The organism is Embleya australiensis (genome assembly GCF_051903075.1).
Lineage (GTDB): Bacteria > Actinomycetota > Actinomycetes > Streptomycetales > Streptomycetaceae > Embleya.
Genome location: NZ_CP182422.1, coordinates 4,198,722 through 4,221,432 on the forward strand (window position 1 = coordinate 4,198,722; position 22,711 = coordinate 4,221,432).

Sequence of the window (22,711 nt, forward strand, 5' to 3'; positions counted from 1 at the left end):
CACACGACGCAGACACACGGGAGGGCGCGCGATGGCGGTCGGCACCATGCGGTACTGGGCCGCGGCGAAGGAGGCCGCGGGCACGCCGGAGGAGCCGTACGACGCGGCCACCCTCGCCGAGGCGCTGCGCCGGGCCCGGGAGCTCCACGGCGGCTCGACCCGCTTCGAGGCGGTCGTCGCGAACTGCTCGTTCGTGGTGGACGGGGACCCGGTCGGCCGTCGCGACCACGCGGCGGTCGTCCTGACCGAGGGCGGCACCGTCGAGGTCCTGCCCCCCTTCGCCGGCGGATGAGCGGCCCCGACGGGCGCCCGACGGGCGACCGATACGACGAGCCGGGCGGTTACGACCCGGCCACCGGATACCCGGGGGAGCAGGTCGCCCACGGTTATCCGGGACACCCGGGCGATCCGGGGCAGCCGTACGGCGGGCAGCCCGTCGAGTCCTATGGCGCCGTTCCGGCGCAGGCGGGGCAGTACGGGCAGCCGCACCCGCAGCAGGCCGACCACGGGGCGTACGGCTATCAGGGGGAGCAGTATCCGCAGGGCTACCAGGACCCGATGGCGGGCCAGGCGGCCGGCGGCGGGTACGGCTACCCGGATCCGCCGGGTGTGCCGGCTCCGGGCGGCGGCTACGGCTACGACGGCGCGACCGACGTACTGCCCGCGATCACCGAATCCGGATTCGGGGCCTACGGCGGCGACGGCTACGGCGGGGTGCCGCACCAAGGCGAGCCCCATCACGGCGAGCAGGGTCGGGGCGAGTACGCCGGCGCGACCGAGGTGATGCCGGCGATCGTGGACGATGCGGGTGGGCACGGCGGCGGCCACGGGACCGGGTTCGAGCCGGAGTTCGAGCCGGGGGCCGACTACGGCGCCGAGTTCGGCGCGGGCACGGACTTCGCCGCCGACATCGACTTCGCTGCGGACATCGACTTCGATCCCGGCGTCGAGTTCGTTGCGGACGTCGACTACGCGGCCGACCCCGACCACCGGATCGGGACGGAGTCCGCCCCCGACCGGGCGTTGCTTCCGGTGCCCGCGCCCCGGCGCGGCGACTCGCCCACGCGCGCGTCGCGGTCGGCCAAGACGCCGATCTGGGATCCGCCCGGCCTGCTGCCGGGGCTGTGCACGGTCGGGCTGGCCGGCGTGCTCGCGGTCACCGCGATCGCCGGGAAGCCCGCTCTCCTGCTGGGCATCGTGTTCCTCCAGGTGCTCACCGCCGTCGGGTGGTTCCGGCTGAACGGCATGTGGCCGGCGCGCCAGGGCATCGCGCTGGTGGTGCTGGTCGCGTTGGGTACCGACGCGGCGGTCTACGCCAAGGGCGAGCAGGGGTTGGCGAGCGTGCCGGCGGTGCTCGCCGGCGCGTTGTTGGTGACGCTGGCCCTGCAGGCCCGGAGCGGGGCCCGGCCGGGGGAGTTGTTGCCGGCGCTGACGGTGACCACGTCCGCCGCGCTGATCACCGCCTTCGACGTGGCCTATCTGGTCGCGGGCGATCTGTCGGGCGGGCCGATCGACGCGGGCGCGGCGGTGGTGCCGGCGGTGCTGGCGGCGGGTGTCGCGACGCTGGTCCGGGCGGTTCCGCTGCCCCCGGCGATCGCGCCGATCCCCTCCTGGCTGCTCGGCTCCGCGGCGGGCGCCGCCGCGGCCGTCTCGCTCGGTGGCGAGGCGCCGTACGCCGTGCTGCTCGGGGCCGGTGCCGCGGCACTCGCGCTGCTCGGTCGGCGGGTGGCCGGCTACGACCATCCGTCCCGGTTCGTGCACTTCACCGCCGGTGTGTCCCTGCCGCTCGCGCTCGCCGCGCCGGCCGCGTATCTGTTGGGCCGGGTCATGATCGGCTGATTAACCGTGCATCGGCGGCCTCGTCACGGAAGGATGCGGCCATGCCGTGGATACGCCGCCGGTCCCGTCCCGGGACGCGGGATGAACCGCCGGGCCCGCCCGCTCGTGAAGCGGGTGTGCTGCAACGTTCGGACGTGCTCGGCGCCGAGGCGCAGGCGGACCCGGCGGCCGCTCGCGCCTTCCTCGCGCGCACCGCCCCCGAGGACGACCGGCCCGCCGCCGACCCGCCACCCGTCGGCGCCGCGCTGCCCGCCGGCGACCCGCTCCAGGCCGCCGACCCGCTGCACACTGCCGATCCGCTGCACTCGGCGTCCCGAATATCCACCGCCGACGAGGCGGTCATCCGCACCCTCTACCTCGAACACGGCGGCCCCCTCCTGGGGTTCGCGCTGCGGCTGACCGGCGGCGACCGGGCCTGGGCCGAGGACGTGGTGCAGGAGACCCTGCTGCGGGCCTGGCGCCACCCCGAGGCCCTCGACCCCGGCCGGGGCTCGGTCCGCGGCTGGTTGTGCACCGTGGCCCGCAACGTGGTGATCGACGTCGGCCGCGCCCGCCGCGCCCGGCCGCCCGAGACCGGCGACGCGGTGCTCGCGACGGTGCCCGACGAGGGCGCGGAGGCGGAGTTCGACCGGGCCGTGCTCGCCTGGGACGTCGCCGACGCGATGGCCGCGCTGAGCCCCGAGCACCGCGCGGTGTTGCTGGAGACCTACTACCGGGGCAGTTCGGTGGCCGACGCGGCCAAGACCCTCGGCGTGCCGGAGGGCACGGTCAAATCACGGACGTACTACGCGCTGCGAGCGCTGCGCGTGGCCTTGGAGGAAAGGGGGTTGGTCCCGTGACGGACATCGGCGACGAGGGCACGACGACGAACGGCACCACTCCCGGCACGAACCCCCCGCCGCCCGCCCGGCCGCCGGGATCGCCCGCCCCGCTGAGCTGTGCGGTCGCGCGCCTGGACCTCGGGGCGTTCGTGGTCGGCGCGCTGGACGAGGACGAGGCCGCCCGGGTGCGTACCCACGTGGCCGGCTGCCCGCGCTGCCGGGCCGAGTACGAGGAACTGGCCGGCCTGCCCCGGATGCTCGCCCGGCTCAGCGAGCCGGAGGCGCGGGCCAGCGGCGCGGCGGCGCAGGGGGCGGCCCCCGCGCGGTTGTTGTCCGCCGCCGCCGAGCGGGCCGACCGGGGTCGGCGGCTGCGCTCGCTGGCCGCCGCGGCCGCGGCGGTGCTGGTGCTGCTTGCGGGCCTCACCGGCTGGGCGCTCGGCGACACCGGCCGCGACGGGGACACCGCGGCGGCGCCGACGGGCACGGTCCCGGGCACGCCGACCGCGCCGGCCACCGCGCCCGGCGCCGCGACGCCGCCCGCGCAATCGGGTGGCCGTACCGTGCGCGCGGGCGATCCACGCTCCGGCGCGGGCGCCGAACTGCGCTACGCGGCGACCGCGTGGGGCAGCAGCGTGGACCTGTCGCTGTCCGGGATCCGCCCCGGCACCCGCTGCCGGTTGGACGTCTACGGCACCAAGGGCCGGGTGGAGACCGCGTCCTCGTGGGTGGTGCCCGACGGCGAGTACCCCGCAGCCGATCCGATCCGGGGCGCGACCAGCATCCCCGTCGGCGAGATCGTCCGCTTCAGCGTCAGGACCGTCGGCGGCGGCGAACAACTCTTGGAGATTCCATCCGCACAACCCTGACAAATAAGGACTAATCCCACGGGAATCTCAAGGTGCGGACAGATTTGTCTCGCATGATGGGACATGCATGACAGTGGCGGTCATCCGTCCCTACGATCGTGATGTGAAGCGACAGGCGGATGACCTCACCAAGCGGCGCGCAGTGGACCTGTGCCGCACGCAGACCTGCCTGTGTTGCGCTGACTGACTTGTCGACAGTCGTCGTTCGGCGATCCACCCGCGGTGGATCGCGACCGGCCGTCGGCCCCGGGACCCGGGCCGTGTGACGACACGGCGGAACGGGCACCCGGCTCCCGCGTGAAACACCCCTGACACACGTACATCCCCGCATGCGGCGGCGCCGCGGCATGCCCGGGTGTATCGCGAACGTGTGTCGCGAACGTGCACCCCGACATCCGCGAGATCCCGCGCATTTCTGCACCGGAGGTATCCCATGAGCCGCTCCGACGTTCTGGTAGACGCCGACTGGGTCCAGGCCCACCTGGACGACCCGAAGGTCGTCCTCGTCGAGGTCGACGAGGACACCAGCGCCTACGTCAAGAACCACATCCGCGGTGCGGTGCGCATCGACTGGCGCGACGACCTGCAGGACCCGGTCAAGCGCGACTTCGTCGACGAAGCCGGCTTCTCGGCGCTGCTGTCCGCCAAGGGCATCGCCAACGACGACACCGTCGTGCTCTACGGCGGCAACAACAACTGGTTCGCGTCCTACGCCTACTGGTACTTCAAGCTCTACGGCCACAGCGACGTCAAGCTGCTCGACGGCGGTCGCAAGAAGTGGGAGCTCGACTCCCGCGAGCTGGTCGTCGAGGTGCCCGAGCGCGCCGCGACCACCTACACGGCCAAGCCGCAGGACACCTCGATCCGCGCCTGGCGCGACGACGTGCTCGCCGCCATCGGTTCGCTGAACCTGGTCGACGTGCGCTCGCCCGACGAGTTCTCCGGCAAGCTGCTCGCCCCGGCGCACCTGCCGCAGGAGCAGTCGCAGAAGGCCGGCCACGTGCCGACCGCGAAGAACATCCCGTGGTCGAAGGCCGCCAACGACGACGGCACCTTCAAGACCAACGAGGAGCTCACCGCGCTGTACGAGGGTGAGGGCGTGGACCTGGCGAAGGACACCATCGCCTACTGCCGGATCGGCGAGCGCTCCGCGCACACGTGGTTCGTCCTGCACGAGCTGCTGGAGCAGGGCAACGTGCGCAACTACGACGGCTCGTGGACCGAGTACGGCGCGCTGGTCGGCGTGCCGATCGAGCTCGGCGACGGCAAGTGACCGACGGCTACACCCACCCGAACGCAGGGAGCAGGAACGATGTGCGGTGCGAAGGCCGGCGGCCCGGATCTGGCAGGAGTTGACGTGGCGAAGGAAACCATCATCCAGGGGGCGGTGACCAAGGGCGGGCAGCCGATCAACGGTTACGTGCGCCTGCTCGACGCGGGTGGCGACTTCACCGCCGAGGTGCCCACGTCCGCGACCGGCCAGTTCCGGTTCTTCGCGGCACCCGGCAACTGGACCGTCCGGGCGCTCGTGCCCGGGGCGACCGTGGACCGCAGCGTGGTGGTGTCCGAGAAGGGCACCGTCGCCGAGGTCGAGATCGCGGTCTGACACGCCGACGGGGCGGATCTCCTTCGGACGTACACCCACGGAATCCGCCACCGCTCGGTGCGATACGGCCGCGCCCCTCCCCACGTGCTCGGGGGAGGGGCGCGGTCGTTCGGTCGTGCACCCGGTGTGTCCCGCCCGTCGGCGGGGCAGAAAGGTTTCCGTATCGTCGGGGGAACCGCCCGGCGCATCGGGGCACCGGAGCAAGGCGCGACGCCGGGAGGCAACACGTGGCATGGGCGATTGTGATCATCGCGGGGATCCTGGAGACCGGCTTCGCCATCATGCTCAAGCAGAGTCACGGGTTCACCCGGCTGTGGCCCACAATCGGCTTCGCCGCCTGCGCGCTGGGCAGCTTCGGACTGCTCACCTACGCGCTCAAGTCCCTGGAGGTCGGCCCCGCCTACGCGGTGTGGACCGGGATCGGCGCGGCGGGCACCGCGCTCGTGGGCATCTGGCTGCTGAACGAGGGCTCGTCCCCGCTCAAGCTGATCTCGATCGGCCTGGTCCTGCTCGGCGTGATCGGCCTGAACATCTCCGGGATCAGCCACTGACACCGGCGCGTCGGGGCCCGGCCGGTCAGTACACCAGCGCCTGGGCCCCGTCGGCGAGCGCCTCCTGCACGAACACCTGGGCGCCCGCGATCCGCACCCCCGGCAGCACGTCGTCCCCGGTGATCTCGCGCCGCGCCGCACACTGCGTGCACAACGTCACCCGTCCGCCCGCGAGCAGCGCGTCGAGCAGATCCGGCAGCGGCGCGGCGTGCGGGAGTTCGAACTCCGCGGCCCGCCCGGGCAGCGCGAACCAGGACGACTCGCCGGTGAGCCACAGCGACACGTCGACCCCCGACGCGAGCGCCACCGACGCCACGGTGAACGCCTGGGAGCAGCGCTCCGGCGCGTCCTGACCTGCGGTGACCTTGACCACGAGAGATCGCTTCACGGCTCGCAGCCTATACACTGAGGCCGTTTGGCACCCGGCCGGGGCGATCCGGCCGCCCCGTACGAAGCACGAGGAGCACCCGGGCGATGCACATCTTCTTCATTGCGCTGCTGGCCGTGGTCGGCGTCCTCGTCGCGTGGTTCGCCGCGCTGACCGTGTCCAAGCTGTACAAGGGCCAGAACTGAGCCGACGCCCGGTAGGCTGACCGGCCGTACCCGACCCTCGGAAGCGGCCCTCCCCACCATGATCGAAATCCCGGACGACCTGCACTTCGACGCCGTCCCCCTCGCGTTCCTGCTCGGCACCTGGGAAGGCGCCGGTGTCGGCGACTACCCGACGATCGAGGCGTTCCGCTTCGGCCAGCAGGTCACCTTCGGCTATATCGCGAACAAGCCGTTCCTGACCTACACGTCGCGGACCTGGCTGCTCGACGACGCGGGGGAGCGGGTGCGCCCGCTGGCCACCGAGACCGGCTTCTGGCGCTCCAAGCTGGACGGTTCGGTCGACGTCACGCTCGCCCACCCGACCGGCATCGTGGAGATCTGGCTCGGCAAGGTGGAGGGCCCGCGCTTGGAGATGCGCACCGACGTGGTCGCGCGCACCGAGGACGCCAAGGAGTACACCGCCGGACACCGGCTCTACGGCCTGGTCAAGGGCGAGCTGATGTACGCCTACGACATGGCCGCCATGGGACACCCGCTCCAGGCACACGTCTCCGCGCAGCTCAAGCGGGTCGACGCGGAACTCGCGGCCGAGTAGTCGCCCGCTCGCCCCGCCCGGCGGGCGCCGCGCACTCGTAAACTTCCCTGCGTGAGCACTGACTGGAAGCACGAGCTTCGCGAGAAGGGCTACCGGCTCACGCCGCAGCGCCAACTCGTCCTCGAAGCGGTGAACGCGCTGGGCCACGCGACACCGGACGAGATCCTGGTGGAGGTGCACAAGACCGCCGGCGGGATCAACATCTCGACCGTCTACCGCACCCTCGAACTGCTCGAACAGCTCGACCTGGTCACCCACACCCACCTCGGGCACGGTGCGCCGACCTATCACCCGGCGGACGCCGGCGGCCATCTGCACCTGGTCTGCCGGGACTGCCGCCGGGTGATCGAGGTGGGCACCGAGGTCGCCGCCGGGATGGGCGAGCGGCTGCGCGTCGAGCACGGGTTCGACATCGACCTCGCGCACTTCGCGATCTTCGGCCGCTGTGCGGAGTGCACGGCGGCCCGGGCGAACTGAGGTTTCTTCGACGGGTCTCGTACTGTGGGGACATGCCCACGAGCCCTTTGTTGACCCTGCCCGGCGCGGTCGCCGCGGAAGCCCCCGACGCCGGCGTCGCCGCGCACTACGGCGACCCCCTGCGCGAACAACGTCGGCTGGAGGCGGGCGAGGGCTTCGTCGACCTGTCGCACCGCGACGTGATCCGGGTGTCCGGCCCGGACCGGCTGAGCTGGCTGCACTCGCTGACCACGCAGCACCTGACCGACCTGAAGCCGCACGAGGCCACGCTGACGCTGGTGCTGAGCCCGCACGGGCACATCGAGCACGCGCTGTACGGGGTGGACGACGGCGAGGCGTTCTGGGCCCACGTCGAGCCCGGCGAGGCGCCGGCCCTGGTCGAGTTCCTGGACCGGATGCGCTTCATGCTGCGGGTCGAGGTCGCCGACGTGTCCGCCGACTTCGCCGTCGTGCACGAGGCGGGCGGGGACGCTCCCGAGGGTGTGCCGGCCCGGGCGACCGAGTACGGCCGCGAGGTGTTCCTGCCCCGCGAGCGGCTGGCGGCGTATGGGCAAGAGCACGCGCATCCGGCGGGCATGTGGGCGTACGAGGCGTTGCGGATCGCGGCGCACCGGCCCCGGCGCGGCCTGGAGACCGACCACCGCACGATCGTGCACGAGCTGGGCCTGATCGACACCGCCGTGCACCTGGACAAGGGCTGCTACCGGGGACAGGAGACGGTCGCGCGCGTGCACAACCTGGGCCGCCCGCCGCGGCGCTTGGTCTTCCTGCACCTGGACGGCACCCAGGAGACGCTGCCGGCGCACGGCGCGCCGGTGGAACTCGCGGGCCGCCAGGTCGGGTTCGTCACCAGCGCGGCGCGCCACCACGAACTCGGCCCGATCGCGCTCGCGCTGATCAAGCGCAACACCGCCGTGGACGCCGAACTCCTGGCCGGCGGGGTGCCGGCGACGCAGGAGATCGTGGTCCCCGCGTAGCGCCGCCCCCCGCCCGTGCCCGGGGGCCGGGCGGGTCGCGTTGCTAGCGGATCTCGCGGCGGCGGATGCGGTGCAGGCGCCGCCGCTGCGAGCGGTCCAGGGTGAAGTAGGCGACGACGGGCAGGCCGATCGCGACCGCCACGATGGTCCAGGCGATCCAGGACGGCAGCACGATCAGCGCGATGATGGCGACGACGATCCCGGCCGCGATGTACGGCCCGCGATGCGACATGGTCAACCCCCTTCGGTCGGTGAACCTGTCGCCATTCTCCTTCCCCGCGAAGCCCGGGAACATGGGGAGAACCCCCGGGAAGCGGGGTTCGCGACCCTGGGATTTCTCGGGGTCGTCGTGGTCGCGACCGGGCTCACATGTCGACGACGAGGGTCATCGGGCCGTCGTTGACCAGCGCGACGCGCATGTCGGCGCCGAAGACGCCGGTGGCCACCTCGGCGCCCAGCGCCCGCAGCGCCGCGACCACCTCGGCCACCAGCGGTTCGGCCACCGGTCCCGGCGCGGCCTCGTTCCAGGTGGGCCGACGACCCTTGCGGGCATCGCCGTAGAGCGTGAACTGCGAGATCACCAGCAACGGTGCGGCCAGATCGGAGCAGGACTTCTCGCCGTCGAGCACGCGCAGGCTCCACAACTTCGCGGCCAGTCGGCGGGCGATCTCGGGGGTGTCGGTGTGCGTGACGCCGACCAGGACGCACAGTCCGGGGCCCACGATCGAGCCGACTGTCACCTCCCCGTCGTCCCCGTCCACGGTTACGGAAGCCTCGGTCACCACTTGCACGACGGCACGCATGGGCCCATTCTGCACACCCGTCCGGATCGATTCCGCGCCATGTGGCACGCGACGGTCTGCCCGACATGACACGATGCGTCTCATGGTGGATCTTCCCGACGGAGTGGCCCCGGAGGCCATCCGTGCCCTCGCGCTGAGTCGGGTTCGCGAACTCATGCGTGACGCCCAGCGCGAGGAGAACGATCTGTCCTATCTGCGGAGGTTGCTCCAGGGGCGGATCGACATCCTGCGCGCCGAACTGGCCCGGCGGTCCGGCGGGGACGGCGCCGAGCCGAAATCGCCGGTGGTGGGCCGGCTGCCCGAGATCCTGTCCGAATCCAGACCGCCCACCCGGGGCGCCCGGCACGTCAACGTACAGCCCCCGCGCACCGATCGTTACCGGAGTTGGATCGAGCGACTGCTCGCCGACGTGGGCCTGTCCGACCTCGCCGCGCACACCGACGCGGAACTGGGCGAGGCGCTGGACAAGCTCGCCGGCCACGAGCAGGAGGTCTCCTCCCGCCGGCATCGCCTCCAGCGCACGGCCGACGACTGCGCCGCCGAGATCACCCGGCGCTACCGCGAGGGCGAGGCCAAGGTGGAGGACCTGCTGTCCGGGCGCTGACCCGCCCCGGGGCCGGCGAAGCCGGTCGGCTCCCGGCTCGGCGGCGCGCTCGCGGTTGTTAGCGGGGTGCTTGCAGGAGCAAGCGTGATGTGTGCATGCTGGGGGGCATGGCAGGTCTGAACGTCGGCTCGCTGGGTGAATACATCCGGGAGCAACGCCGCAACGCGCAATACTCGCTTCGGCAACTCGCCGAAGTGGCCGGGGTGTCCAACCCCTACCTCAGCCAGATCGAGCGCGGTCTGCGGCGGCCGAGTGCGGAGATCCTCCAGCAGATCGCCAAGGCGCTGCGCATCTCCGCCGAAACGCTCTACGTGCAGGCGGGCATCCTCGACGAACGCGAGGACGGCGACCGCGAGGTGCACACCGCGATCATGGCGGATCCGGCGATCAACGACCGTCAGAAGCGGGTGCTCGTGGAGATCTACGAGGCATTCCGCAAGGAGAACGCACAGGACGGCGCAGTGCGGGACGTACCGGGCGCCGCCGACGGAACCGAGAACGGCAAGCCCGGCCGGGCCACGACCGATCCCTCGATCCACACGCACAAGGAGTGAGGAACACCATGGCGATCGCCACGGAACTGAGGAAGACCCTGACCGAGACCACCCCGTTCTACGCCGTCGCCGGCGCGGGCGACCTGGTGGTGGAGAAGCTGCGCGAGCTGCCGGAGCGGTTCCGGACCGAGGTCGTCACCGACCCGAAGGTGCTCCGTGAGCGCATCCAGACGCTCCCCGACCGCACCCAGACCTTCGCCAGGTCGCAGGTGGACCGGGCCCGGGGGATCTACGACGACCTCGCCGCCCGCGGCGAGAAGCTGGTCAAGCGCGGCGACCGGCACGACGACGCCACGCCCGTCGCCGAACCCCCGGCCGCGCCGGCCGCGAGCCGGGCGAAGACCGCCGCGACCGGTGTGACCGCGGCCAAGCGGGCCAACGCCAAGCCGCGGACCAAGCCCGCCGCCGAGACCGGTACCGAGCCGACCGGCGGTTCCGGCGCCTGATCCGTCCGCGTCACCATCGTCGGGGCGCGGCCCGGGGAACCCCCGAGGCTGCGCCCGGCGTGCCAGACTGGAAGCCCCCGCACGACGTGGCGGCACCCGGCGGCCGCGCAGAGGAGGATCGATGGGCATGGACATCGCCGATGGTCTGCTGACGGCCAAGTTCGACCAGGCGCTGACCTGGCTCTTCCTCGGCATTCTCCTGCTCAAGGTCTTCTGCCTGTTCGACGCGGCGTTTCGGCGCGAGGACGCGTACCGCGCCGCCGACAAGAAGAAGAAGTCCTTCTGGCTGATCCTGCTCGGCATCGCGGTCGTGGTCGACGTGCTGCCGACCGGCGGCCTGGGCCTGATGTTCACCCTCGCGGGCCTGGTCGCGGCGATCGTCTACATGGTCGACGTGCGCCCCGCGCTCAAGGAGGTCGGCGGCCGGCGCGGCGGCGGCCGCAACAACATGGGGCCCTACGGCCCCTGGTGAGCTGCCTCGTCCGAGGCGGGCGGCGGGCCGGGCAGGGTCCAGCGGATCGTGGTGCCGGCGGTGACCTCGGTGTCCAGCCAGATCCGACCGCCGTGATACTCGACGATCTTCTTGCACATGGCCAGTCCGATGCCGGTGCCGCCGTAGGCGTCCTTCGGGTGCAGGCGCTGGAAGATCACGAAGATCCGGTCGGCGTACTGCGGTTCGATCCCGATGCCGTTGTCGACACAGGCGAACTCCCACTGCTCGCCGTCCCAGCGGGCGCCCACGTGCACCCTCGGAGTCTCCCCGGTGCGGAACTTGATCGCGTTGCCGACCACGTTCTGCACGAGTTGCCCGAGCAGCACCGCGTCGCCCGGCACGGTGGGCAGCGGATCGGCGGTGATCTTCGCGCCGCTCTCCTCACGGGCCGCGGCCAGCGCGTGCAGCGCGCGTTCCAGACTCTCCCGCAGGTCGACGTCGCCCAGCTCGCTGTCCAGCCGGCCCACCCGGGAGAACGCGAGCAGGTCGTTGATCAGCGTCTGCATCCGCTTGGCGCCGTCCACGGCGAAGGCGATGTACTGGTCGGCCCGTTCGTCCAGTTGGCCCTGGTACCGCTTCTCCAACAGCTGACAGAAGCTGGCCACCTTGCGCAGCGGCTCCTGCAGGTCGTGCGAGGCCACGTAGGCGAACTGCTCCAACTCGGCGTTGGATCTGCGCAGGTCCTCGGCCTGTTCGTCGATCAGCGCGCGGGCCGCCTCGGTGCTGTGCAACTCCTCCAGGATGCGGTCGCGCATCGAGTTCACGTCCTGCGCGAGCGCGGCGATCTCGGCCGGGCCGTGCCCGGTCAGCGCGTGGTCGTACTCGCCCTCGGTGACCCGCCGGACCTGCTCGCCCAGATGCTCCAGGGGGCTGGTGACCATCCGGCGGAAGAACACCGCGATGGCGATCAGCAGCCCGGCGAACAACACCGCCACCGCGATCAGCGTCGCGGTCAGCATGGTGGCGTCGCGCGACAGTTCGTGCCGTGCCGCGGCCCGTTCGTCGCCCAGATCGGCCTGCTGGACCGAGGTCCTCGCGCGCACCGCGTCGAACAGCCCTCGGCCCTGGTCGGGCACCGCGGCGATGCCCGGCCGATCGGCGAAGGCCGGCTCCGCGTACCCCATTCGCCAGGCCCGGGCCCGGGCGCCCACCTCGACCAGGTCGGCGCGCAGCCGGTCACCGTCGGCCGAGTTCGGCAGCAGCCGCTCCAGCGCCGCGTAGGCCCGGTCCTCCTCGGACCGCGCCTGCGTGTACGACTCGTGGAAGCTCGGGTCGCCGCTGAGGATCCAGCCGCGCACCCCGGTCTCCTGGTCGACCAGCGCGTTCTCCAGGCGCAGCGCGGCGTTGGCGGCCGGTTCGAGCCGCTCCAGCACGGTGCGGCGGGAGTCGTTCAGCCGGGATATGGCCAGTGCGCCGATCACCGCGGAGATCACGATGACCAGCGCGAGCAGGCCAAGGCCCAGGCCGACGACCTGGCGCATGCGGGGGCCGCCGGGCCGCTTTCGTGGCTCGCGTCGACTCATGCCGTCCGGCCCTCACCGGTCGCCGGGCCGGGCAACACCGGATGTTCGCCCGGGGCGCCGTGCGGCGGATGGTTCGGATCGTGCCGGAGCAGCAACACCGCGACGTCGTCGTTGAGGCTGTCCCCGTGCAGTTCCTCCACCGCGGCGACGGCGGAGTCGATCAGGTCGTAGCCGGTGCCCCCGGCCGCGAGCAGGCGGGTGATCAGCGGCAACAGGCCTTCGGTGCCCAGGCGTTCCGGACCCCGGCCGATCCGGCCCTCGATCAGCCCGTCGGTGTAGAGCAGGAGCGACCAGTCCGGGCCGAGGTCGATCGGCTCGTATCCCCACCGGCCGTCGGGGAACAACCCGAGCGCCGGTCCGGTGGCGCCCTCGGACAGCGGCGCCACCCCCTCGGGGGTGATCAGCAGCGGCGCCGGGTGGCCCGCGAGGTAGACCCGACCCCGGCGGCGGTCGGGCTCGATGATGGTCATGCACAGCGTGGCGAACATCTCGTCCGAGCGCCGCTCGTGTTCGAAGATTCGTTCCAGCGTGGTGAGCAGGTCACCGCCGGTGAGTCCGGCGAAGATCAGCGAGCGCCAGGCGATCCGCAGGTTGACCCCGAGCGCGGCCTCGTCCGGGCCGTGCCCGCAGACGTCGCCGATCATCACGTGCACCCGCCCGTCGGCGGTCTGCACCGCGTCGTACAGGTCGCCGCCGAGCAGCGCGCGCTGTCGACCGGGGCGGTAGCGGGCGAGGAAGTCGAGGGAGGGGTCGCGCAGGATCGGGGCGGGCAGCAGTCCGCGTTCGAGCCGGGCGTTCTCCTGCGCGCGCAACTCCGACTCGACCAGCCGGCGCTGCGAGTCGTCGGCCCGCTTGCGCTCCAGGGCGTAGCGGATCGCCCGGGACAGCAGCGAGCCGTCGATCTCCTGCTTGACCAGGTAGTCCTGGGCACCGGCGGCCACCGCGGCCGACCCGCGATGCGCGTCGGCCAACCCGGTCAGCACGATCACCGCGGTGCGCGGCGCGAACGCCAACAGCCGGTGCAGCCCGTTGAGCCCCTCGGCGTCGGGCAGCCCGAGGTCGAGCAGTACACACCCGACGTCCTCGCCGAGTCCGACCATCGCCTCGGCCATCGAGCGCGCCCAGACGATCTCCATCGGATCCGGCGAGTCGGCCAGCAGCTCCTCGACCAGGAAGGCGTCCCCGGCGTCGTCCTCGATCAGCAGGACGCGCAGCGGACGCGCCACGTGGGCGACCGGACCCGATGCCGAGGGGACGGACACCGGTCCCGCGCGGTAGCCGGTCCGTTCGACCGCTCCGCCGTCGCCGCCGTACGCGGGGCGCACGCCACCACCTCCGGAATGATGCCGCCGCTCGGACGCGGCGTCGTTCGGCAATCGAAGTTCGGCAATCGAAAAGGGACGATAGCGCGGGCCGGCCCGAGCCGATAACCGTACGGTCCCCCGGCCCGGACCCCGGACCGGCGCCGTTTCGCGGCGTCACCCCTGTGGGGAAATGCGCCGGCGGCGCCGAGGCCCCGGCCGGCAGGCTCGTCGGCATGACACGGATCACGTTGGTTCGCGGCGACATCACCGAGCAACACGCGGACGCGATCGTGAACGCGGCGAATTCCTCCCTGATGGGCGGCGGTGGCGTCGACGGAGCGATCCACCGCCGGGGCGGCCCGGAGATCCTGGCCGAGTGCCGGGCGTTGCGCGCGGCCGAGCTGGGTCGCGGCCTGGCCACCGGCGCCGCGGTGGCCACCACCGCGGGCCGCCTCCCGGCCCGCTGGGTCATCCACACGGTGGGCCCGGTGTACAGCCGCACCGAGGATCGCTCCGCCCTGCTCGCCTCGTGCTATCGCGAGTGCCTGCGCGTGGCCGACGACCTCGGCGCATCGACCGTGGCGTTCCCGGCGGTCTCGGCGGGCATCTACGGCTGGCCCATGGACGACGCGGCACGCATCGCCGTGGAGACGGTCCACGGCACACCGTCCGCCGTGACGGAGGCCCGCTTCGTGCTGTTCGAGGCCAGGGCATACATCGCCTTCGAGGCGGCGGTGGCCGCGCTGTAGGCCCACGGCGAGCCGGTCGGGTCGCCGGGGGCGGGCACGGCGCGACCCCGGGTTCGGCTCGCCTCGGGACCGCGCCGCCGCGTCCCGCGCCCGACCGCCTACGCGAAGGGGCCGAGCCCGCAGGCCCGGCCCCTTCGATGCGTGCACGGGATCGCGCTCACGAGGCCCGTTCACCAACCTCGTTCGCAACCCGCGATCACCCGCCCGAAGGTGTCCCCGACCCACGCGCCGGCGTTCCCGACTTCGACCCGCTCGGCGTCCCCGTCGCCGGTGGCGTCGACGGCGGGGGCGTGCTCGCCGGAGGCGTCGTCACGGGCGGAGTGGTCACCGGAGGCGTCGTTACCGGAGGTGTGGTCACGGGCGGCGTGGTTACCGGCGGCGTGGTCACCGGAGGAGTCACGGGCGGCGTGACCGGCGGCGTCGTCGGCGGCGTGGTGGGCGGCGGGCCCGGGACGTTCGGGATCGCCGGGGCGTTCACCGTCCCCGCGCCCGCGTCGGGTCGTACCACGCCCAGGATCGGCATCGAACCGGCGTTGGCGATGGTGATCGTGCGGCCCGGACGGGGCGCGTGCACGATCTTGCCGTTGCCCAGGTACATGCCGATGTGGCTCGCGTCGGAGTAGTACACGATCAGGTCGCCGGGGCGCATGTCGGCCAGCGGTACGCGCGGCAGCGACGCCCACTGCTCCTGCGAGGTGCGGCGGATCGGCACGCCCGCGAACGCCCACGCCTTCGAGGTCAGGCCGGAGCAGTCGTAGCCCTCGGGGCCGACGCCGCCCCAGATGTACGGCTTGCCGATCTTGTCGATCGCGAACGCGATGGCCAACGCCGCCTTGGGCGTGGTCTGCTGGTCGGGCTTGCCGATCAGCGTGTTCAGCTGGGCCTGACCGGCCTCCGCGGACAGCGCCTCCATCCGGGCGAGTTCGGCCAGCTGCTCGGGGGTGAGGCCGGCCAATATCTTCTCGGCCTCGGTGATCCGGGACTGGATGTCGGTCCGGGTCGCGGCGGCTTCCTGCTCCAGCCGACGGCTCTCGGCGAGCTGGGCGTCCGCGCTCTTCTGCATTGCGGTGAGCTGGAGTTCGGCCTGCTTGGCGCGTGCGATGGTGTCCAACTGCGACTGCGAGACCCGCTCGTACGTGGGCGCGTCGCGCAGGAACTGCGCGGGATCCGCGGACAACATCAGGGTCAGCAGCGGGTCCATGCCCCGCGTCGTGTACTGGAGTCGGGCCAGTCGGCCCAGATCCTCCTTGGCCTTCTCGACGTTCTGCCGGGCCCACACCACGCCCGCGTTCACGTCGTTGGCCTTGATCTGGGTACGACCCAACTGCTCGGTGGTGGCGTTGAATCGCTCAGTGGCCTGCTCGGCCTGGCGGTACAACTCCTGCACCCGGGCCTGGGCGGCCAGCAGGTCCTGGACCGAGGTGATCGCGGTGTTGGCGGGCGGCGGCACCGGCGGCGCGTCGGGAGCCGCCCACGCGTTGCCGCCGAACAGGACCGCGCACAACAGTGCCGCTCCGCAGCTGGTCACGGCCCGGGTTCGCAGACCGATCCGGCCCCCGAGTTTCACCATGCTTTCGCCCTTTCGGAAAACGGCTTGTCCTGAGACGCTGCGGACGATTTCATGCGGCGACGCCGACCGGAACCCGCGCTTTCGGGACGGCAGTTCCCGGGGACCGGTTCAGCGTCGGATCCTTGCATGTTCCGGCTGCGATCGGCAGGGGACTATTCGAGATCGTCCGGATATCGGAACGGGCGTATCAGTCCATTCCCGGACGACACGCCGAGCTGTTCCACGTCCGGATCAACGCGGTGTGTTCAAGATTTCATGTGCCGTTTCGGATCGGACACGAGTCACCAGAATGTATCAATACAGTCGGTCGGGTACGGCCGACACCCGCCGCCAGGACTCGCGGGCACGCCCGAGGGGCGCCACCGCCGACCACGCGAGGGTCACCTCGCCCTGCCGCCGGCGCGCCGGGCCGTCGCAAACCGGCCAGTCCCGGGCCAGCGTCGCGGTCGCCGCGAGCCAGCGCTGCCGGGCGCCGAACGCGGCCAGCGGCGCGTGCAGGTCCCAGGCCCGGTCGAACGCGGTCAGGAACGCGTGTACCGGCTCGCCCGGCACATTGCGGTGGATCAACGCCTTCGGCAACCGTTCGGCCAACTCCGACGGCCGCCCCAGACCCGCCAACCGGGCGGCGAAGGTGACCGTGCGCGGCCGGGCGTCCGACCCGATGCCCAGCCACACCGCACGCCGACCCAACTCGTCGCACGTGCCCTCGACCAGCACCCCGTCCGGCGCGAGGCGGGCGCACATCCGCGCCCAGGCCGCCGGCACCGCGTCCTCGTCGTACTGCCGCAACACGTTGAACGCCCGGATCGCGGTCGCCGAGCGGCCGGCCGGCAGCGGCACCTCGAAGCCGCCCCGGGCGAAGGTCAGCCCGTTCCCGGCGTACGGCAACGCCGCGGCCACCCGCTCCGGGTCGATTTCGAAGCCGACCACCGCGACATCGGCCCGCACCGTGCGCAGTCGGCGCGCCAACTCGACCGTGGTCACCGGTGACGCCCCATAGCCGACGTCGACCACCAGCGGATCGGCCGCAGCCCGCAGCAGCCGCCCGTGTACCCCGGTCAGCCACCGGTCGACCCGGCGCAGCCGGTTCGCGTTGGTGGTACCCCGGGTGATCACCCCGGTCGGCCGCGACCGGGACCCCGCTCCCGTCCCCGCTCCCGGGGCGCCGATGCCCGGTTTGCCGCGCGTGCCCATGCTCGCAGGGTAGGCGAACACCTCCGTACGCCCCCGCCGGGGCGTGGATCACACCCCGCCCGGGAATCCCGCCCGACCACGATGGGTTGGGACTTGAGTTGGGCCGCGACGGCGGGCCGGGCGGACCTCGTCCGCGACGGCTCGGTACAACTGGTAGTTCCGCACAACAGAACGACAGGGCACGGGGCCGGCCAGGGAGGTCAACGAGTGAGCCACCACGTCCAGCGCGCGATCACATGGGGAGCGCGCCGGGGGGCACCTCGTCGAATCGCGACACTCAGCGTTCACACCTCCCCGCTGCACCAACCCGGCACCGGCGACGCCGGGGGGATGAACGTCTACATCGTCGAGCTGAGCAAGCGGCTGGCCGCGCTCGGCATCGAGGTGGAGATATTCACCCGAGCCACCGGCAGCGACCTGCCGCCGGTCGTCGAGATGGCCCCGGGCGTCCTGGTGCGGCACGTCACCGCCGGGCCCTACGAGGGGTTGTCCAAGGAGGACCTGCCCGCCCAGCTGTGCGCCTTCACCTCCGGCGTGCTGCGCACCGAGGCGATGCGCGACCCCGGACACTACGACCTGGTGCACTCGCACTACTGGCTCTCCGGCCAGGTGGGCTGGCTCGCCAAGGAGCGCTGGGGCGTGCCGCTGGTGCACACGATGCACACGATGGCCAAGGTCAAGAACGCCTCCCTCGCGGGTGGCGACGCCCCCGAGCCCCGGGCCCGGGTGATCGGCGAGTCCCAGGTGGTGGAGGCGGCCGATCGGCTGGTCGCCAACACCGTCGAGGAGGCCGACCAGCTGATCGACCTCTACGCCGCGGAGCCCGATCAGGTCGCGGTGGTCAACCCCGGGGTGGACCTGGAGACGTTCTGCCCCGGCGACATGGCCGCCGCGCGCCGCCGCCTCGACGTGCCCGAGGACGCCACGGTGATCCTGTTCGCCGGGCGGATCCAGCCGCTCAAGGCGCCCGACGTGCTGCTGTACGCGATCGCCCATCTGCTCCAGGCCGACCCCGCGCTGCGCGACTCGCTGGTGGTCGCGGTGGTCGGCGGCCCCAGCGGAAACGGCATGGCCGCGCCCGAACACCTGCACAAGCTGGCCGCGACGCTGGGCATCCACGACGTGGTCCGCTTCCAGCGCCCTGTGCGCCAGGACGTGCTGGCCGACTGGTACCGCGCGGCCACCGTCGCGGTGGTGCCCTCCTACAACGAGTCCTTCGGCCTGGTCGCCATCGAGGCCCAGGCGTGCGGGACGCCCGTGGTCGCGGCGGCGGTCGGCGGACTGCCCACCGCCGTGCGCGACGGCGTCTCCGGCACCCTGGTCCGGGGCCACAACCCGGTCGACTACGGCCTGGCCCTGCGCGACCTGATCCGCGCCCCCCGGCTGCGCGAGGACTATGCCGAGGGCGCGGTGCGGCACGCGGCCTCCTTCGGCTGGGCGGCGGCGGCGGCCTCGATGGCCGAGGTGTACGCCGACACACTGGCCCGCAGCACCGCCCCGCGTGGGTGGGTCGTGGGCGGGCAGTAGCGTCGGGGTACCGGGGCGAGAGGGGCGACGAATGGGGCAGGCCGTGGAAGCCGAACGAGAGCGAGCCGCGGCCACCGTGCGCGCGGCCCTGGACGACGCCGGCGTCGAGTGGGAGCAGTCCGCGCCGCACACGTTCGTCGCGGTGCTGCCGGGCACGCGCAAGCTCAAGACGGCGCTCGCCCTCACGGTGGGCGCGCACAGCCTGACCATGAGCGCGTTCGTGATCCGGCACGCGGACGAGAACCACGCCGCCTTCTACCGCTGGCTGCTGGAGCGCAACGTGCGGATGTACGGGGTGGCCTTCGCCGTCGACAAACTCGGCGACGTGTACCTGAACGGCCGGCTCCCGCTGGCCGCGGTGAGCCCCGAGGAGATCGACCGCATCCTGGGCGTGGTGCTGCAGACCGCCGACGACAGCTTCAACACCCTCCTGGAGATCGGCTTCGCCACCTCGATCCGCCGGGAATGGGACTGGCGCGTCGAACGCGGCGAATCCCTGCGCAACCTGGAGGCCTTCGCCCGCTTCGCGGCCCCGGAGAACCGCGGGCAATAGGGCCACGCGGTGGTGGATTACGCTCCTTGCCATGGCTGATGCTCCGTACAAACTGGTACTTCTTCGCCACGGCGAAAGTGAATGGAACGCCAAGAATTTGTTCACCGGCTGGGTCGACGTCGACCTGACCGAAAAGGGGGAGAAGGAGGCCGCGCGCGGCGGGCAGCTGCTGCTCGACGCGGGGGTGCTGCCCGACGTCCTGCACACCTCGCTCCAGCGCCGCGCGATCCGCACCGCCCAGCTTGCGCTGGACGTGGCCGACCTGAACTGGCTGCCCGTGCGGCGTTCCTGGCGGCTCAACGAGCGGCACTACGGCGCGCTCCAGGGCAAGGACAAGAAGCAGACCCTGGAGGAGTTCGGCGAGGAGCAGTTCATGCTCTGGCGCCGCTCCTACGACACCCCGCCGCCGCCGCTGGCCGACGACGACGAATACTCGCAGTTCGCCGACCCGCGCTACGCGTCGTTGCCGGTGGAGATCCGCCCGCGCACCGAGTGCCTCAAGGACGTCGTGGAGCGCATGCTCCCCTACTGGTACGACGCGATCGTGCCGGACCTGCTCGGCGGAGACACGGTCCTGGTGGCCGCGCACGGCAACTCGCTGCGCGCGCTGGTCAAGCACCTGGACGGCGTCTCGGACGCGGACATCGCCGGCCTGAACATCCCCACCGGCATCCCGCTGCTGTACGAACTGGACGCGGATCTGCGCCCCGTCACCCCCGGTGGCCGCTACCTCGATCCCGAGGCCGCGGCGGCCGCGATCGAAGCGGTCAAGAACCAGGGGCGGAAGTGATCACGAACTTCGGGTGAAGGCCCGATCGGCTCCGCGCGGAGCGCCCGCCTGTCACGGAAGGGGCCGGGCGCTCCGCACGGGCCGGGCTCATCGGCCCGAGCGCCGGTTCAGCGGCCGCAACTGCCGCCACAATTGCACGCGGAACCGGACTTACAGCCACAGCCACAACTGGACGGGCAGTTGCAGCCCGGCACGGGCGCCCTCGGTTGGGGCGGGGTCTGCGGGTCGGACATGACGACCTCCGAACGATCACCGGTGACAGGCGTGGCGCACGGATGAACGACACATGAAGATCTGCACGACGGACCCTCTGGACGGTTTCACCCGTTCGGGTCAGCTCTACCCTGGAACATGTGGACGTGAACGTTGCCGCCGCCGCTTTGGCCGCTGTATCCGGATTGGCCGTCGGTGTGGCCGGCACCCTGGCCTTCCGCTGGAGTGAGCGGGCCCAGGGCAGAGGTACGGCCGCGGCGCCCGCCGCGGCCCCTTCTCTGCCGCCCGGAGTGGCCACCGTGTTGTCGGTGCTGCGTTCCTCCGCCGTGGTCCTCGACGAGTTCGACACGGTCGTCAAGGCGTCCTCCGCGGCCTACAAGTTCGGCCTGGTCCGCGGGGATCAACTGGTGCCCGAGGACCTGCTGGCGATGGCCAAGGAGACCAGGCGCGACGGCGAGATAAGGCAGCGCGACCTGCTGCTCGCCCGCGCCGACGGCGAGGCGCACGAGTTCGAGGTGTCCGCGCGTGTGGCGCCGCTGGGCTCTCGGCTGGTGCTGCTCCTGGTCGAGGACCGCACCGAGGCGCGCCGGGTGGACGCGGTGCGCCGCGACTTCGTGGCCAACGTGAGCCACGAGCTCAAGACCCCGGTCGGCGCGCTCTCGCTGCTGGCCGAGGCGGTCATGGACGCCAGCGACGACCCCGAGGCGATCATCCGCTTCGCGGGCCGCATGCAGATCGAGTCGGCCCGGCTGACCAACCTGGTCCAGGAGCTGATCGACCTGTCCCGGGTGCAGAACGACCATCCGCTGCACCACGTGGGCCCGGTCCCGCTCGACGACCTGGTGGCCGAGGCCGCCGACCGCTGCCGGCAGGCGGCGGAGTCGAAGCAGATCACCCTCGCGATCGGGGGCGATCGTGAGCTGATCGTGCCGGGGGACCACAATCAACTGGTGATGGCCCTGGGCAATCTGGTCGAGAACGCGGTCAACTACAGTCCTGCGCGGACGAGGGTCGACATCGAGGTCAGAGCAGAGGCGCGGATGGCCGTCATCACCGTTTCCGACCAGGGCCTGGGCATTCCCCAGCGTGACCTGGATCGCATCTTCGAGCGGTTCTACCGTGTCGATCCGGCCCGCTCGCGGGCCACCGGCGGTACCGGCTTGGGCCTGTCCATCGTCAAGCACATCGCGGCGGGCCACGGGGGAGAGGTAACCGTGCGCAGCCTTGAGGGTGTGGGATCCACCTTCACCCTGGTGCTGCCCTTCAAGTCCAGTACCTCTCAATCGATGTCGATGACATCGTCGACCCCATCCATGGAGGCATCACGATGACCCGTGTGCTCGTCGTCGAAGATGAAGAGTCCTTCAGCGACGCGCTGTCGTACATGCTTCGCAAGGAAGGCTTCGAGGTGGCCGTGGCCGCCACCGGCCCCGAGGCGTTGGAGCTGTTCGACCAGGGCGGCGCCGATCTGGTCCTGCTCGACCTGATGCTGCCCGGCCTGCCGGGCACCGAGGTCTTCCGCGGGCTGCGGGCCAAGTCCAATGTGCCGGTCATCATGGTGACGGCCAAGGACAGCGAGGTCGACAAGGTGGTCGGCCTGGAGATCGGCGCCGACGACTACGTCACCAAGCCGTACTCGACCCGCGAGCTGATCGCGCGGATCCGCGCCGTGCTGCGCCGCCAGGGCGGGGTGGAGACGGACGAGCCGCGCGCGATCGAGGCGGGTCCGGTCCGGCTCGACGTCGAGGCCCACCGGGTCACCGTGGAGGGTCGGCGGATCGATCTCCCGCTCAAGGAGTTCGACCTGCTCGAGGTGCTGCTGCGCAACGCGGGCCGGGTGCTCACCCGGATGCAGTTGATCGACCGGGTCTGGGGCGTCGGCTATGTGGGCGACACCAAGACGCTGGACGTGCACGTGAAGCGACTGCGGGCCAAGATCGAGCCGGACCCGGGCGCCCCGCGCTACCTGGTCACCGTGCGCGGTCTCGGGTACAAGTTCGAGCCCTGATCGGGCCGGGGCCGCCCCGGCCCCCATGTGACGACGGCGCCCGCGCCGCCCCCGGTGTCCGGGAGGCGGCGCGGGCGCCGTCGTATGTGCCTTTGT

Annotated in this window: 28 protein-coding genes; 21 read left to right on the forward strand and 7 right to left on the reverse strand. The window is 72.0% G+C overall.

The features are described 5' to 3' along the window. The first annotated feature begins 31 nt into the window (after positions 1–31). The 8 genes from ACMXN5_RS18135 to ACMXN5_RS18170 all read left to right on the forward strand — a co-directional run bounded on the left by ACMXN5_RS18135 (position 32) and on the right by ACMXN5_RS18170 (position 5,683). A complete protein-coding gene (locus ACMXN5_RS18135; protein WP_078975997.1) occupies positions 32–292 on the forward strand; it encodes a MoaD/ThiS family protein in 261 nt (86 codons plus the stop codon). Next, positions 289–1,839, forward strand: a complete 1,551-nt coding sequence (locus tag ACMXN5_RS18140) for a hypothetical protein (protein ID WP_439676139.1) — start codon at positions 289–291, stop codon at positions 1,837–1,839. The genes ACMXN5_RS18135 and ACMXN5_RS18140 overlap by 4 nt, the downstream gene beginning before the upstream one ends. A gap of 116 nt (positions 1,840–1,955) precedes the next feature. Next, positions 1,956–2,678: a sigma-70 family RNA polymerase sigma factor gene (locus ACMXN5_RS18145; RefSeq protein WP_439676140.1), complete on the forward strand. Its 723-nt coding sequence runs from the start codon at positions 1,956–1,958 to the stop codon at positions 2,676–2,678. Next, entirely contained in the window at positions 2,675–3,526 is an 852-nt protein-coding gene (locus tag ACMXN5_RS18150; RefSeq protein ID WP_439676141.1) for an anti-sigma factor family protein, read from the forward strand. Before ACMXN5_RS18145 ends, ACMXN5_RS18150 begins: the two co-directional genes overlap by 4 nt. 67 nt (positions 3,527–3,593) lie before the next feature. Continuing rightward, on the forward strand, positions 3,594–3,713 hold the full coding sequence (locus ACMXN5_RS18155) for a putative leader peptide (RefSeq protein ID WP_395796966.1): 120 nt from the start codon (positions 3,594–3,596) through the stop codon (positions 3,711–3,713). A 246-nt stretch (positions 3,714–3,959) separates the two neighbouring features. Beyond that, complete coding sequence (locus ACMXN5_RS18160) at positions 3,960–4,799, forward strand: sulfurtransferase (RefSeq protein ID WP_395796968.1); 840 nt, start codon at positions 3,960–3,962, stop codon at positions 4,797–4,799. A gap of 39 nt (positions 4,800–4,838) precedes the next feature. Beyond that, positions 4,839–5,132 carry a DUF1416 domain-containing protein gene (locus tag ACMXN5_RS18165; RefSeq protein ID WP_020552259.1) on the forward strand — a complete coding sequence of 98 codons (294 nt, stop codon included), beginning with the start codon at positions 4,839–4,841 and terminating at the stop codon, positions 5,130–5,132. Positions 5,133–5,359: 227 nt separating this feature from the next. After that, positions 5,360–5,683 carry a DMT family transporter gene (locus tag ACMXN5_RS18170; RefSeq protein WP_439676142.1) on the forward strand — a complete coding sequence of 108 codons (324 nt, stop codon included), beginning with the start codon at positions 5,360–5,362 and terminating at the stop codon, positions 5,681–5,683. Positions 5,684–5,708: 25 nt separating this feature from the next. On the opposite strand, the gene ACMXN5_RS18175 is transcribed toward ACMXN5_RS18170, so the two are convergent. Continuing rightward, positions 5,709–6,071, reverse strand: a complete 363-nt coding sequence (locus tag ACMXN5_RS18175; RefSeq protein ID WP_380030116.1) for a DsrE family protein — start codon at positions 6,069–6,071, stop codon at positions 5,709–5,711. Between the two features lie 243 nt (positions 6,072–6,314). On the opposite strand from ACMXN5_RS18175, the gene ACMXN5_RS18180 reads away from it, so the two are divergent. From ACMXN5_RS18180 to ygfZ, 3 genes are read left to right on the forward strand one after another with little or no spacing between them, the layout of a single operon-like run. After that, positions 6,315–6,830, forward strand: a complete 516-nt coding sequence (locus ACMXN5_RS18180) for an FABP family protein (RefSeq protein ID WP_078975990.1) — start codon at positions 6,315–6,317, stop codon at positions 6,828–6,830. A 51-nt stretch (positions 6,831–6,881) separates the two neighbouring features. Continuing rightward, positions 6,882–7,307: a Fur family transcriptional regulator gene (locus ACMXN5_RS18185; RefSeq protein WP_078975989.1), complete on the forward strand. Its 426-nt coding sequence runs from the start codon at positions 6,882–6,884 to the stop codon at positions 7,305–7,307. Between the two features lie 32 nt (positions 7,308–7,339). Then, complete coding sequence (ygfZ, locus tag ACMXN5_RS18190) at positions 7,340–8,284, forward strand: CAF17-like 4Fe-4S cluster assembly/insertion protein YgfZ (protein ID WP_439676143.1); 945 nt, start codon at positions 7,340–7,342, stop codon at positions 8,282–8,284. Positions 8,285–8,327: 43 nt separating this feature from the next. Here ygfZ and ACMXN5_RS18195 read toward each other — a convergent pair whose 3' ends face one another. Both ACMXN5_RS18195 and dtd read right to left on the reverse strand, forming a co-directional pair. Continuing rightward, complete coding sequence (locus tag ACMXN5_RS18195; protein WP_078979320.1) at positions 8,328–8,516, reverse strand: hypothetical protein; 189 nt, start codon at positions 8,514–8,516, stop codon at positions 8,328–8,330. Positions 8,517–8,649: 133 nt separating this feature from the next. Beyond that, positions 8,650–9,087: a D-aminoacyl-tRNA deacylase gene (gene dtd / locus ACMXN5_RS18200; RefSeq protein ID WP_439676144.1), complete on the reverse strand. Its 438-nt coding sequence runs from the start codon at positions 9,085–9,087 to the stop codon at positions 8,650–8,652. Positions 9,088–9,169: 82 nt separating this feature from the next. On the opposite strand from dtd, the gene ACMXN5_RS18205 reads away from it, so the two are divergent. From ACMXN5_RS18205 to ACMXN5_RS18220, 4 genes are all read left to right on the forward strand, one after another. Continuing rightward, a complete protein-coding gene (locus tag ACMXN5_RS18205) occupies positions 9,170–9,691 on the forward strand; it encodes an RsiG family protein (RefSeq protein WP_439676145.1) in 522 nt (173 codons plus the stop codon). Positions 9,692–9,798: 107 nt separating this feature from the next. Next, positions 9,799–10,245: a helix-turn-helix domain-containing protein gene (locus tag ACMXN5_RS18210; RefSeq protein ID WP_439676146.1), complete on the forward strand. Its 447-nt coding sequence runs from the start codon at positions 9,799–9,801 to the stop codon at positions 10,243–10,245. Positions 10,246–10,253: 8 nt separating this feature from the next. Next, positions 10,254–10,691 (forward strand): hypothetical protein, encoded by a 438-nt coding sequence (locus tag ACMXN5_RS18215; protein WP_439676147.1) that lies wholly within the window; start codon positions 10,254–10,256, stop codon positions 10,689–10,691. A gap of 145 nt (positions 10,692–10,836) precedes the next feature. Continuing rightward, positions 10,837–11,163, forward strand: a complete 327-nt coding sequence (locus tag ACMXN5_RS18220) for a DUF2516 family protein (protein WP_414646417.1) — start codon at positions 10,837–10,839, stop codon at positions 11,161–11,163. Here the strand turns inward: ACMXN5_RS18220 and ACMXN5_RS18225 are convergent. Together ACMXN5_RS18225 and ACMXN5_RS18230 are read right to left on the reverse strand one after the other, a co-directional pair. Further along, positions 11,148–12,707, reverse strand: a complete 1,560-nt coding sequence (locus ACMXN5_RS18225; RefSeq protein ID WP_439676148.1) for a sensor histidine kinase — start codon at positions 12,705–12,707, stop codon at positions 11,148–11,150. The genes ACMXN5_RS18220 and ACMXN5_RS18225 overlap by 16 nt on opposite strands. After that, positions 12,704–14,032 (reverse strand): PP2C family protein-serine/threonine phosphatase, encoded by a 1,329-nt coding sequence (locus ACMXN5_RS18230; RefSeq protein WP_439676149.1) that lies wholly within the window; start codon positions 14,030–14,032, stop codon positions 12,704–12,706. Before ACMXN5_RS18230 ends, ACMXN5_RS18225 begins: the two co-directional genes overlap by 4 nt. Before the next feature lie 212 nt (positions 14,033–14,244). On the opposite strand from ACMXN5_RS18230, the gene ACMXN5_RS18235 reads away from it, so the two are divergent. Further along, entirely contained in the window at positions 14,245–14,760 is a 516-nt protein-coding gene (locus tag ACMXN5_RS18235; RefSeq protein ID WP_395796984.1) for an O-acetyl-ADP-ribose deacetylase, read from the forward strand. 196 nt (positions 14,761–14,956) lie between these two features. Here the strand turns inward: ACMXN5_RS18235 and ACMXN5_RS18240 are convergent, their stop codons facing one another. Together ACMXN5_RS18240 and ACMXN5_RS18245 are read right to left on the reverse strand one after the other, a co-directional pair. After that, a complete protein-coding gene (locus ACMXN5_RS18240; protein WP_439676150.1) occupies positions 14,957–16,330 on the reverse strand; it encodes an NlpC/P60 family protein in 1,374 nt (457 codons plus the stop codon). Between the two features lie 294 nt (positions 16,331–16,624). After that, positions 16,625–17,524, reverse strand: coding sequence for a class I SAM-dependent methyltransferase (locus ACMXN5_RS18245; RefSeq protein WP_439676151.1), 900 nt, complete (start codon positions 17,522–17,524; stop codon positions 16,625–16,627). Positions 17,525–17,731: 207 nt separating this feature from the next. Here ACMXN5_RS18245 and mshA point away from each other — a divergent pair, with 207 nt between their 5' ends. From mshA to ACMXN5_RS18270, 5 genes are all read left to right on the forward strand, one after another. Beyond that, on the forward strand, positions 17,732–19,051 hold the full coding sequence (gene mshA, locus ACMXN5_RS18250) for a D-inositol-3-phosphate glycosyltransferase (RefSeq protein WP_395796990.1): 1,320 nt from the start codon (positions 17,732–17,734) through the stop codon (positions 19,049–19,051). A 31-nt stretch (positions 19,052–19,082) separates the two neighbouring features. Beyond that, positions 19,083–19,604, forward strand: coding sequence for a YbjN domain-containing protein (locus tag ACMXN5_RS18255; protein ID WP_439676152.1), 522 nt, complete (start codon positions 19,083–19,085; stop codon positions 19,602–19,604). A 31-nt stretch (positions 19,605–19,635) separates the two neighbouring features. Beyond that, positions 19,636–20,394, forward strand: a complete 759-nt coding sequence (locus ACMXN5_RS18260) for a phosphoglyceromutase (RefSeq protein WP_380008871.1) — start codon at positions 19,636–19,638, stop codon at positions 20,392–20,394. 353 nt (positions 20,395–20,747) lie between these two features. Then, positions 20,748–21,938, forward strand: coding sequence for a sensor histidine kinase (locus tag ACMXN5_RS18265; RefSeq protein WP_235618594.1), 1,191 nt, complete (start codon positions 20,748–20,750; stop codon positions 21,936–21,938). After that, on the forward strand, positions 21,935–22,615 hold the full coding sequence (locus ACMXN5_RS18270; protein ID WP_078975976.1) for a response regulator transcription factor: 681 nt from the start codon (positions 21,935–21,937) through the stop codon (positions 22,613–22,615). Before ACMXN5_RS18265 ends, ACMXN5_RS18270 begins: the two co-directional genes overlap by 4 nt. Positions 22,616–22,711: the final 96 nt, after the last annotated feature.